At 45.2% G+C, this 12,000-nt stretch carries 10 protein-coding genes and 1 tRNA gene; 8 read left to right on the top strand and 3 right to left on the bottom strand.

Annotation, left to right across the window (positions count from 1 at the left end; all coding sequences use genetic code 11):
• The first annotated feature begins 117 nt into the window (after positions 1-117).
• The 3 genes from ACSTTG_RS09785 to ACSTTG_RS09775 all read left to right on the top strand — a co-directional run bounded on the left by ACSTTG_RS09785 (position 118) and on the right by ACSTTG_RS09775 (position 2,392).
• A complete protein-coding gene (locus ACSTTG_RS09785) occupies positions 118-570 on the top strand; it encodes an ecotin family protein (protein ID WP_438458594.1) in 453 nt (150 codons plus the stop codon).
• Between the two features lie 165 nt (positions 571-735).
• Positions 736-1,143, top strand: coding sequence for a hypothetical protein (locus ACSTTG_RS09780; protein ID WP_438458595.1), 408 nt, complete (start codon positions 736-738; stop codon positions 1,141-1,143).
• Between the two features lie 94 nt (positions 1,144-1,237).
• Positions 1,238-2,392, top strand: coding sequence for a winged helix-turn-helix domain-containing protein (locus tag ACSTTG_RS09775; protein WP_438474664.1), 1,155 nt, complete (start codon positions 1,238-1,240; stop codon positions 2,390-2,392).
• Between the two features lie 71 nt (positions 2,393-2,463).
• On the opposite strand, the gene ACSTTG_RS09770 is transcribed toward ACSTTG_RS09775, so the two are convergent.
• Together ACSTTG_RS09770 and ascF are read right to left on the bottom strand one after the other, a co-directional pair.
• Positions 2,464-3,894: a 6-phospho-beta-glucosidase gene (locus tag ACSTTG_RS09770; protein WP_438474663.1), complete on the bottom strand. Its 1,431-nt coding sequence runs from the start codon at positions 3,892-3,894 to the stop codon at positions 2,464-2,466.
• A 75-nt stretch (positions 3,895-3,969) separates the two neighbouring features.
• Positions 3,970-5,445: a PTS cellobiose/arbutin/salicin transporter subunit IIBC gene (ascF, locus tag ACSTTG_RS09765; protein WP_438458598.1), complete on the bottom strand. Its 1,476-nt coding sequence runs from the start codon at positions 5,443-5,445 to the stop codon at positions 3,970-3,972.
• Between the two features lie 756 nt (positions 5,446-6,201).
• On the opposite strand from ascF, the gene ACSTTG_RS09760 reads away from it, so the two are divergent.
• On the top strand, positions 6,202-6,942 hold the full coding sequence (locus ACSTTG_RS09760; RefSeq protein WP_438458599.1) for a type 1 glutamine amidotransferase: 741 nt from the start codon (positions 6,202-6,204) through the stop codon (positions 6,940-6,942).
• Positions 6,943-7,001: 59 nt separating this feature from the next.
• On the opposite strand, the gene ACSTTG_RS09755 is transcribed toward ACSTTG_RS09760, so the two are convergent.
• Positions 7,002-7,361, bottom strand: a complete 360-nt coding sequence (locus ACSTTG_RS09755) for a glutaredoxin family protein (protein ID WP_438458600.1) — start codon at positions 7,359-7,361, stop codon at positions 7,002-7,004.
• 266 nt (positions 7,362-7,627) lie between these two features.
• On the opposite strand from ACSTTG_RS09755, the gene ACSTTG_RS09750 reads away from it, so the two are divergent.
• The 4 genes from ACSTTG_RS09750 to ACSTTG_RS09735 all read left to right on the top strand — a co-directional run bounded on the left by ACSTTG_RS09750 (position 7,628) and on the right by ACSTTG_RS09735 (position 11,889).
• Positions 7,628-7,702, top strand: a tRNA-Gly gene (locus tag ACSTTG_RS09750).
• 424 nt (positions 7,703-8,126) lie between these two features.
• The gene (locus ACSTTG_RS09745; protein WP_438474797.1) at positions 8,127-8,822 is read left to right on the top strand and encodes a sulfite exporter TauE/SafE family protein; all 696 of its coding nucleotides are present in this window, start codon (positions 8,127-8,129) and stop codon (positions 8,820-8,822) included.
• A 20-nt stretch (positions 8,823-8,842) separates the two neighbouring features.
• Positions 8,843-9,976: a YyaL domain-containing protein gene (locus ACSTTG_RS09740; protein ID WP_438474662.1), complete on the top strand. Its 1,134-nt coding sequence runs from the start codon at positions 8,843-8,845 to the stop codon at positions 9,974-9,976.
• A 986-nt stretch (positions 9,977-10,962) separates the two neighbouring features.
• Positions 10,963-11,889: a family 16 glycosylhydrolase gene (locus ACSTTG_RS09735; protein WP_438458644.1), complete on the top strand. Its 927-nt coding sequence runs from the start codon at positions 10,963-10,965 to the stop codon at positions 11,887-11,889.
• Positions 11,890-12,000 lie beyond the last annotated feature (111 nt).

Here is a 12,000-nt window from a genome sequence, read left to right as displayed (position 1 = left end):
AACGAAAACCGTTTGTCCTATGTGTAACTGTTATTAAGTAGCGCGTGTATAATCCGCGCTCGATGTACTTAAAAAAGTGAGTGTTCGCATTCACAACAATAATCAAAAGGACAAACTATGTTCAAAAAATCAATGGTAGGTATTACCACGCTTCTTCTGTCAGCGACTGCCTTTAGTAATGACAAGCCTGTTGACCACATGTATCCAGAGCAGATTGATGGTCTGGTGAAACATACCTTTGTGCTCGAGCAGTTCGAACAAGAAACTGATCGCCTGATTGAAATTGTTGTAAGCAAAACCGTTGAAACAACAGATACGTGCAACCGCCTTGCGCTGGCAAGCAGTATCGACAAAGGCACAGTTCAAGGCTGGGGATACAGCTACTACAAGGTTTCAGCTGATACCGGTGTAGCATCAACCATGATGGCATGTGATAACACCGAAGTGGTCGAGCGTGAGGTGTTTGCGGGGCGTGGCGAGCTTTACAATTACAACTCAAAAATTCCTTTGGTGATCTATGCACCGGAAGATGTGACAGTGAATTACCGAGTGTGGGCACCGACAAACTAACCTATGCTTGAGCAAGATTGAATAGCTTTTCACGGCGGTTAACCCAGTTGACCGCCTTTTTTCTGTCGCATAAAAGGCGCGGGTGTGATGAACCTGCACTTACTCTCTAGCTGTTAACTAGTAGACTGTGGTATAAGGACTTTTTTTAATTGCAAGGGCGTCATTATGTCAGATGAACAACGTGCACTCGAGTGGATGCGTCAACTCGCTCATAAGATCGATCCCTATACTGAAGAGCCTACTTTTGAAGAGTGTGTTGAGTTGATCGAGCCGGCTTTTAAGAGAGGGAAAAGCGTGGCCCAGCTAAAACACCTTCTTGGTGAAGCGGATCGCCGAGCAGGGGCTGCCGAGCGCAAACATGCAGCGCTGAAGTACGCAAAAGAAAAAAGCCCTCAAGCGGGACAGATCTTACGCCTGCAAGGGCGCTTGCAGCGCGTGGAACTAGCGTTGAAGCTGGCCACTGGTGACAACAACATGACGATTTCACAGTTTTGCGCCGAGTACGATGTGAGCAAGAAAGACGGCAACAACGCATGGCATGAAAAGCTGGTGGAGCAGGGGAAGAAGAAATAACCCCTCAAATATTCTCATCTTTGTATCAAATGCTGGCATCTGACTAAGCTTACACTTTACCCACGCACTTTGACCGTCATCGACCGAGGGCAAGATGGAATCTCTCTCATTACCGCAAGCACAAAAGCTTGCCCTACTCGCACAGGGACTTCCGTCATCAAGCTTAAAAGGCACCAGCTATCAAAAAACAGTCCAGGTGATGGATAATTTGGGCTACGTACAGATTGATACCATCTCGGTCGTTCAGCGTGCCCATCATCATACCTTATGGAGTCGTAACCCTGCTTATCAACTGACTCACCTCGATCGCATGGTGCAAGAAAGGCGAGTGTTTGAGTATTGGTCTCATGCGGCCTCTTATCTGACAATGCGAGACTTTCGCTTTTCACTGCCAAGAAAACACGCGATTCAATCAGATAAGCAGGGGCATTGGTTTAAAAAAGATCACAAGTTGATGTCGCAGCTGCTTAGCCGGATTCGCGCTGATGGGCCGTTGATGGCCAAGGATTTTGAATCCAGGGTGATCAAGAAAACGGGGTGGGAGAGTCGGCCAACCAAACAGGCGCTTGAGATGCTCTACATGCAGGGCGACTTGATGATCAGTGAGCGGCGCAATTTTCACAAAGTCTATGACCTGACTGAGCGCGTGTTGCCGAGTGATATCGACAACTCGGTTCCCAGTGCACAAGAGCATGCCCGATTTTTGATTATCAATACCCTCAAAACGCAGGGCCTTGCAAGGCTAGCAGAGATGGTTTATCTGCTTAAAGGCGTGAAATCGGATGTTCAAGTCGCTCTGAATGAGATGATTGAAAGTCATGAGGTAATGCCAGTGTCGGTCAATCATGAGGTATATTACCTACTACCCGACTCACTCCAATTTCTTGAGAGACGGCTTGCGCGTAAGGCGGTAAAAATTCTCTCACCCTTCGATAATTTCATTATTCAGCGCAATAGGCTAAGAGATCTATTTTGCTTTGATTACCTTCTTGAGTGTTATGTGCCAGCGAACAAAAGGCAGTATGGTTATTTTTGTTTACCGGTTTTGTGGGATGGGCGATTGGTCGCTCGAATCGACTGCAAAGCACATCGGAAACAAGCACGATTGGAGGTCAGCCATCTATTTATCGAGCCATCACTTATCAATCCCGATGATTTTGAGCAAGCCTTGGCTAAAGCGTTAGAGGAGTTTGCCCGTTTTAATCATTGTGATCATTATGCGATCAGTAAACGCACCCACTTAAAGTAAATCAAGCAAAAAAAAGCCGATAAGAAATACTTATCGGCATCAGGATATTTCTGATTGAGAATAGAGTGGAGCTAGTCTAATTTCTCGCCATTGCTTTCAATGACTTTTTTATACCAGTAGAAGGATTTCTTGGGGGTACGATCCAAGCTACCGTTGCCTGCGTTATCGCGATCTACATAGATAAAGCCATAACGCTTGCTCATTTCACCGGTTGAGGCCGCGACTAAGTCGATACAGCCCCACGGTGTATAACCCATCAAAGGCACACCATCGGCAATCGCATCACTCATCGCTTCAACATGTGCGCGCAAATAATCGATACGATAATCATCGTTAATCTCGCCGTTTGCATCTGGCGTATCTTTCGCACCCAGCCCGTTCTCAACCAAGAACAGCGGCTTTTGGTAACGATCAAATAGGGTGTTCATGGTGATACGCAGACCTAGCGGATCAATCACCCAGCCCCAATCACTGGCGTCGAGGTGTGGGTTTTTGATCGATTTCACCACATTAGCAGCACTGGTGTTGCCCTCATTCATATCGGCTGAAGCGCAGCGAGAGGCGTAGTAACTAAACGAGATAAAATCGACGGTGTTTTTGAGGATCTCATGATCTTCAGGCTCGATCTCAAGCTTAACGCCTTTGTCGTCAAATACTTTTTGGGCGTAAGACGGGTAGTAGCCGCGAGATTGCACATCGATAAAGAATAGGTTTTCGCGATCTTTTTGCATCGCAGTAAACACATCTTCTGGCTTGCATGAGTATGGGTAGAAGTTACCGCCGGCCAACATACAGCCTACTTGGTTCTCTGGGTTGATCTCATGCGCGATTTTGGTCACCAACGCGCTGGCAACCAACTCATGGTGTGCGGCTTGGTACTTAACCTGATCGTGATTCTCGCCTTCTTGGAACAGCAGACCTGCGCCAGAGAATGGGCTAGCGAGCAGAATGTTGATCTCATTGAAGGTCAGCCAGTGCTTAACCAGGCCATCAAAGGCCTCAAAACAGGTTCGGGCGTAGCGCTCGAAGAAGCTGATCATCTTGCGATTGCGCCATGAGCCATATTCGTTGACTAGGTGCATTGGCACATCAAAGTGACACAGGGTCACCAGTGGCTCAATGCCGTACTTCTTACACTCTTTAAACACGTCGAGGTAGAAATCGATACCGGCTTGGTTTGGCGTTTCTTCGTCACCATTAGGGAAGATACGCGCCCAAGCGATTGACATACGAAAGACTTTAAAGCCCATCTCGGCTAGCAGTGCAATGTCTTCCTTATAGCGATGGTAAAAGTCGATCGCATTGTGGCTTGGGTAGAACTCACTGTTGTCTAGCTCAACGCTATCAACCTGACCGAGCTTGATTGGCATGCGGTTGACGCCATAAGGGATCATATCAACTGTGGTTAGTCCTTTACCGCCTTCACGGTAAGCGCCCTCAGATTGGTTTGCCGCAATCGCGCCACCCCAAAGAAAGCCATCAGGAAATCTTGTTTCAGACATGGTTTACCTCTATCTGTGTTTAAGCCACCTCTATAGAGGTGGCTGTATATTTATTCTTTGGTCTTGTTTGAGCTACTAGGCTTTGGCGGGTGCCGTTGCGCCAAGCTCTTTATCATCTTGTTTTGCTGACGATTTGCTTGCTGTTGATTTGGCGTCTTCCTCATTTGGAATATCGTCAAAGCCAAGCATCAGCGTCAGAACAAACGACAACACTACCGATAGCGCCATCAAGCCAAGTACCCAAACCAAGCTCATTGGGTCGTTAACGTCGATAAATTGGACGCTGGTAAACAGGCTAGGTGCCGCCATCGAGTGACTTGCAATACCGGCCATACCCGCTAGACCACCGACGATGAAACCGGTAATAAGAGTGGCAATCAGTGGACGCTTAAGGCGGACCAGTACGCCGTAAAGAGCTGGCTCAGAAATACCCGCCATCAGCGCCGAAGCACCTGCGGCCATTGAGGTTTGCTTCAAGGCAATATTTTTAGTTTTCCACGCTACTGCAAGACAAGCGCCACCCATGCCGATGTTCGCACCAATTTCAGACGGCATTACCATCCCCTCAGTGCCGGTTTCAGCGATAGTTTGAATGATGGTTGGGGTAAAGACGCGGTGCATACCGGTCAGTACTAGTAGTGGCCACAGTGCGCCCATGATGGCAACCGCTAGCCAGCCTAGGGTGCCGTGAATAGTGTAAACCAAGGTCGAGATAGCGGTACCAATCCAGATGCCCATAGGACCCACGAACAGGATACCAACCGGCGCTGCAAGCAACACAATCAGCATTGGTTTGAGGAAGTTCTTGGTTACCGGTGGGGTAATGCTATCCACCCAACGCTCGATGTAGGACTGGATCCAGGTCATGATCAGCACCGGGATTACGGTATAAGTATAGCGAACTGAAGTGACCGGGATACCAAACAGATCCACTTCGGTGCCTTCAGCAGCCTGTGCCATCAAATCAATAAAGTTGGGGTGAACCAAAACACCGGCGATACCAATTGCCAGTGACATGTTGGTTTTAAACTTGATCGAAGCTGACGCCGCAACCATGATCGGCAGGAAGAAGAATGCGCCGTCACCAATGGTGTTAAGTAAAATAATCGTTGAGTGGTCGGCTTCGTAAATGTTGAACATCAAAAGGAGCATTGCCGCCAGTTTGACCATTGAGCCACCAATAATGGCAGGGATCAGCGGTGACATGGTGCCAACCAATGCGTCGAGCATCTTCGCTCCAATCACTTTTGGCGTCAGTTTGACTTTTGGTGCCGGCGTATCATCCTCAACGGCACCATCAAGGTTACACAGCTTCATCACTTCTTTGTACGCATAAGCGACATTATTGCCGATGATCACCTGACACTTGTCGCCGTTGTGTACGACTCCCATGACACCATTAATTCCCTTTAGGGCGGCGGCATTAACTTTGGCTTCGTCTTTCAGTACAAAGCGTAAACGAGTCATACAATGAGTCAGAGCAACCACGTTGCTTGCCCCGCCCAGTTTGTCCACCACTGTGCGAGCGACAGCGCTGTAATCTTTCGACATTTTCTTACTCCTGCTAGTGTGGGGTAACAGCGTTAGATGGCCTTAGCACCCAACTCCCCAAAATGCTTTTTGATTGGCTTTATTCAAATGCCAATACGTTCTAATAAAGTGCACTGATTGAATTTATAGCCCTGTGACCAATGGCGTACCATCTCCCCAGGCCAACAACGGATTTGAGCCGTCCGAGCTGCTCGGTCACCAATATGAGTCATTAATCTCCATTCGACTTCTCAGCAAACTAAGCGCTATTTTTACTGAGCTCTATTGGTGAAATATCAATTTTAGGGCTTCAATTAGTGATATTACGCGTAACATGTTACCGGTAATATTTTTAAAATAAACCACATGCGAGAGAACATTTTAAAAGTGGGATGTAGATCGAGTTACACTATTTTTCATAAAAATCGAACTAATATCACATTTTGATTCGTCACCTTGTTCAGCAAATTTAATAAAACACTAATTAGAGCTTGGATTGGGTATTTTTGACTTCTATCTTTGGGTGTCTAAATGGTCACCAGATCGTTTACAAATAATCAAGGCTTAAGAGTGCCAGTGGAATCAGCGATTATTCGAGCTCAACCAAGCCTGAAAAAGCGAGGAACCTGGGTTTGCCTAGTTCGGATGAAGACGTTATATTTGTGAGTGATCAGGTACTTATAACTACTTGGTCTATAATTGATAGTGTATATAAACAGAGTTAAATGGACGTTGTAGAGAGTGGACGAATAAGAGCCTGACAAGGAGTGAGGACGGATGAAGATAGGGATTTTAACCTGTGGCTATGTCGACAGTGAGTTAGCCAAGACTTATGGTCAGTATGCACAGATGATCGAGCTTTCACTGGGTGAGATAAAGCCAACGCTAGAATTCATCAATTATGATGCATATGCAGGCGAGCTGCCGGACCTAGATGAGTGTTTTGGCTTTATTCTGACCGGAAGTGTGCATAACGCCTATGACAACGATGCATGGATCACCAACCTGATGGATTGGGTAGTGCGGTGTGAAGCGCAGCGTAAGCCACTGGTTGGAATTTGCTTCGGTCATCAGTTGATCGCGCGTGCTCTCGGCGGACGGGTTGAAAAATCAACCAAAGGCTGGGGAATTGGTAGCTATGAGGTCAATATCATCAGGCAAAAGCGCTGGATGAAGCTTGGGGTCGACAGCGCAAGAGTACTGGTTAGTCATCAGGATCAAGTGGTGATTGCGCCAAGTGGAATGAAGGTGGCCGCTCGCAATGACTTTTGTCCGAACTTTATGCTGGTTAAAGACAATCACGTGATGACTATTCAGGGCCACCCAGAATTTTCTTCGAGCTTTACTCAGGCGTTAACCAGGCAGCGAGAGCACCTGTTAAGACCTGGGCAGTGCCAATCAGCACTCGCTGAAGCTAGTAAACCACAGGATTCCTCACTAATCCTTCATTGGATCAGCAGCTTTTTCGAAACCGCGGTGCGCGACCAACAGGTTAAACAAAAGGTGGGTGTCGTGTAATCCACACTTGGCGGGGCTTTTCGCTCCGCCAGTTTGTCTGCACGGTTACTCCTAAAGCGTTACGCAAACTCTTGTTGCAAATAGGCAACGATATCAGAAGACTCATACATCCAAGTCTGCTCACCATTTTGCTCAATGCGCAGGCAAGGTACCTTAATCTGTCCACCGCCACTGAGAAGCTCTTCTCGAGCAATCGGATCATTTTTGGCGTCTTTTAGGGCAATATCAATCGATTGACGTTTCATCTCACGTCGAACTTTGACACAAAAGGGGCAGGCCTCGAACTGATATAGAGTCAGGTCGTTGGCTTTTTGATCGGCAAGTTGCTGCGCCTGAGCGCTGCGTTTTACGCCGCTGGGCCGAAAGATAAAATTTAGAAGTAAAATCAGTTTCCCAAGGATGATTCTAATGATTTTCATAGTGACCTTTGTTGAGCAAGTGATAATTAGTATTGTTTACGTAATGTTAAACACTCTTGAATCAAAGTACAGAAAAAGCTCTGTTTTTGCACGCAGAATTAAACTGAGAAAAATGCGATCTATATCGCAGTTTTTTCAGATAGAACAACCACCTAGAATGAAAATCACCCTAAATGAGCAAAAGATGCCCAGTTGGCGCTCAAAGGCCAAAATAGTGCTTTTCTTTTCTCCCCAGTGTGGCATATTAACTCTCGTCCCACGATGATGCGTGCATCGTATAATGGCTATTACCTCAGCCTTCCAAGCTGATGATGCGGGTTCGATTCCCGCTGCACGCTCCAAGCTTCCCTAAAGCAAGCACTTCTTAAAAAAAATTAGCGCTTAAATGCGTGTTTTATCATATCTAGAATTTAAGTTTCACTTAGTCTCTACTCTCGTAATCGAAGTGAAAGCCTCGTGCCACTCAAGAGCAAAAGATTTCCAAAGTTCAATCATCTTTGTCAAAGCCTCACGCTTTGTTGATCCAAAAATTTGTCACTTTTGTCACCAGATTTCTCAGCGCAGTAGCTCTGAGAGCGAACAGGAGACAGCTACAAAAACCTATCGACATTTTGTCACACATCAATACAATACGATCTTTGATGAAACGGTGGTTTAATTAATTTGACGTATCGTTTCCAGCAAGAGTGTAGTTCTGGCACATCCAGTCTGAGCTATTAACTGACAAGGTATGATAATTTGATAGATATTACAGTCCTACTAGCTATGTCTCTGATATTCATAGGAGCATTCATTCAAACTGCTACTGGCTTTGGCATGGCAATCGTCGCCTCGCCACTATTGTTGTACATATCACCGGATTACATACCAGGACCAATCATCATTGTCGGATTGTTTATCGCGTCAATTAACACCTATAAATATCGCACACAGATATCACTCAAAGGTCTACAAAAAAGCACGGTAGGTTTGCTGCCAGGCAGTTGTGTTGGGGCTGCGATCCTATACTTTATTGATGTAGCTCAGCTCTCAGTGTTACTGGGGTCGACTGTCCTTATTGCGGTAGGCGCTAGCTTATTACCAATAAAATTAGAGGTAACTCCGAGACGATTAATGTTGGCTGGCTTCTTTTCTGGCTTTCTAGGAACAAGTTCAGGTATCGGCGGTCCGCCGATGGCACTGCTCCTTCAGCATCAGGCAGTCAATAAGATTCGTGCAAACTTAGCTGGGTTCTTCTTAATGAGTTCTGCTTTGTCACTGCTGATCCAGATCCCAATTGGCTACATGAGTATTAAACATGTGTTGCTGGCACTGCCTTTGATACCAGCAGGCTATCTGGGCCACAAGTTAGCACTTTATGCGTTGCCGCGACTTTCCGCCAAATGGGTGCGTAGTGTTTCACTCACCTTGTGTGTTGTTGCTGGATTAGGCGCCGTCTATTCAGGGCTCGCAGTAATTTGATTAACTTATAAGGGTATGTAATGAAGAATAATATGTTATGGGTTGAGCAAGCCTGGGCTGATACATTCGAGAAGGTAAAATTCACGAGCGAAGACATCTCAGCTAGTTTTCCTACAATGACATCAGATGGCATTTACGCTGATAGCGATAGGCTTTGGGGCTGGGTAGTCGGTTTCTGGCCGGGTCTGTTGTGGTTGTTGCATGAGAAAGAAGACTATGCACCTTTCAAGGAGATCGCCATTGCGCGTGAAGAGACCATGGACGGGGCGTTGGATGAGTTTGTCAATATTCATCACGATGTCGGTTTTATGTGGCAACTCACCTCTATCAAGCAGTATGAGTTGTTGGGCAATGAGCAATCTAGAACTCGCGCTTTGAGAGCGGCTAGTCATCTTGCGAGTCGGTTTAACATCAACGGCCGCTTTCTGACTGCTTGGAATAAAAATGATGTCAACGATGCAGACCCGAAGGGGCTGAGTATTATTGATAGCATGATGAACCTTCCGATCCTGTATTGGGCGGCAGAGCAGTTGGATGCACCTCGATTCAAGCTTATCGCAATGGCACATGCCGATACCGTATTAAAAGAGTTTATTCGTCAAGATGGCTCAGTAAGACATATGGTCGAGTTTGATTACCTATCGGGTAAAGTAAAACAATATCACGGTGGTCAAGGCTACAATGAGGACTCTGCATGGAGTCGCGGCGCTTCATGGGCGGTACACGGTTTTGCGTTAAGCTACCAATACACCAAAGAACCACGCTATCTTGAAGCGGCAATGAAAACAGCCGACTTTTTTATCGCAAACCTGGATCAAGACTCAGTTCCTTATTGGGATTTCAGGGCGCCAACTGATGCGAATACACCAAGAGACACCTCCGCAGGGGCGTGTGCTGCAAGCGGTCTAGTATTGCTATCAGATTTGGCACCAACCGAAGAGTTACGTCAGCGTTATCTCACCGCGGCTAATAACATTCTACAAAGCCTGTACAACCATTACGGGACATATGGGGATGATACCAATCAGGGCATTTTGGTTGGAGGTACCTTCAACTACCCTAAAGGACTCGGTATTGACTGCTCATTGATCTACGGTGATTACTACTTTGTGGAAGGTCTATACAGATTGAAAAATAAGCTGGACTTAGTATAAGTGTCTGCCTAGTTTTGACACGGCAAGTGTTGAGGTAATATGCAATCTCAACGCTTGTTTAGACTCTAAACCAAAGAACAAGATCCTAGGTTGCGTTTTGGTAAAAACTTCAGAAACGGCAAAAGTCAATCAGAATGCTGGATAGAGGAGCCTTATGGCGTTGATTACTGATAACATATGACATACTCAGAAGTTTTAAAAGATGATATTGATCTAATCAGTACTTACTGGAAGAATTAAGACTTACTACTTTTCAATAGAACAGTATCTTATATATCACAACACTAAGAAGAGCGACGTTGTAAAACAACCTTGAATTGACCAAAGGTATTGCCAGCTATTAACCCCTTACTACCAATTAATATGTAAATCTAACGCCACGATGAAACGAGAGTTTACATTGAGATTTTGAATGTGGTTGTTGTTTTTCTGCTTGTTCAAGCTGCATGTTTATGGCCATTTGAATATAAAGTTAGCTCGTAAATATTGGTTTTAGGTGTTAACTGCACAAGCTATGTCGCTAATTTTAGGCGATGGTAATGTATTACAAAAGACGTACAATTCTGAATGGTTCTAAAGGGGCATGCGCCTTACCTAGTTGATAAGCTTGGGTAAATCACCTTTCGTTAGTGTTACTTAAATTGTTGTTTTTATTAGATTTTCATCTTTGTTGCTCAAGTGTATCTTCATTGGGTTTTCAATTAATTTCCAAATGTATCTAAATGTCATAATTGTTAATAAAATATTCCGCATACTGGGACCTTTGTTGCTAAAACACACGTAAAGATCTGGATCACAAAAAAACTTATTTAGAGTGTTAAGCTTTATATCACTCGAGATGAGTATTTAATTGAAAACAATAGTACCGTGCTTAATATCTAAGGTATTAAGTAAATTGAACTGGGTTATTAGAAATAAACCAGAGGGCTTTTATTACTCTGAGTTTTTCTAAGTTATTAACCATGACAATGGAGATGGAAAGGGAAATGACCAGTAGTTTATTTTGTAGAAAGAATTTGATCGCCGTATTAATTGGCGCATCATGTGTAGTTGCAAATGCAGCGGTTGCTAAGGAAGAAGTTCAACCTCATACCGCTAAACCAGGTGAGAAATGGGTTCTTCAAGAAGATCGCTCGGATGAGTTTGAGTTCGAAGATACTCGCAAGTGGGACTTCCAACCTAACCCTTTCCAAATTTGGACTTGGGATAAGAACAACGCCATTGTTGAAGATGGCACACTAAAACTGACCGCTTCTTATGAGGAGCACAAGCGTAAGTTTGAAGATGGTTGTAACGAGAAAACCATTTACGACTTCCCACTATACTTCAAGTCGGGCATGGTGAAGTCTAAAGCAAGTGGTACTTATGGTTACTATGAAGCGAAAATGAAGGGCGCGCATCTACACCCAGGCGTTTCACCGGCATTTTGGATCTACAGTAATATCGATACTGCGCTGAAAAAAGAGGGAGATATCCAGTACGCTGAGATCGATGTAGTTGAGTTGCAACAAGATGAAAAAGATGCCACTCACAGTGACCACAACCTACACAACATTATCGTAAAAGATGGTAAGCCACAGTGGGTAAGACCTAAGCCAAACCCAGAAACGCACCAGAACCTGCACAACTTGGGCTTCGACCCGCGTGAGGATTTCCATATCTATGCGGTTAACGTAACGCCAGAAGAGATCACTTGGTATGTTGATGGTGAAGAAGTCGGTAAGAAGAAGAACCTTTACTGGCATAAAGAGATGAATGTGGCGCTGTCAATGGGTATGCGTGGTGAGACCTTCACTCGCTGGGATTGTAACCAGTTCTACCCTAAAGATGTGACGGCTGAAGAGGCTGGCCTACCAACCACCATGGAAGTGAAGTACGTGCGTGTTTGGAAACAGGAAGAGCAAGTAAACTAATATAAAATCGGGAGCCGGTGATAGCGCTTAGTCTGGATAATACTCATCTCCGGCTCCTACTCTTAATTTCACCCTTGGCTAAAATTGTTGTTGAAACAACGGCTTCCTTTA

Source organism: Vibrio glycogenivorans, assembly GCF_051660965.1.
Lineage (GTDB): Bacteria > Pseudomonadota > Gammaproteobacteria > Enterobacterales > Vibrionaceae > Vibrio.
This window is presented reverse-complemented; position numbering and strand designations above follow the sequence as displayed.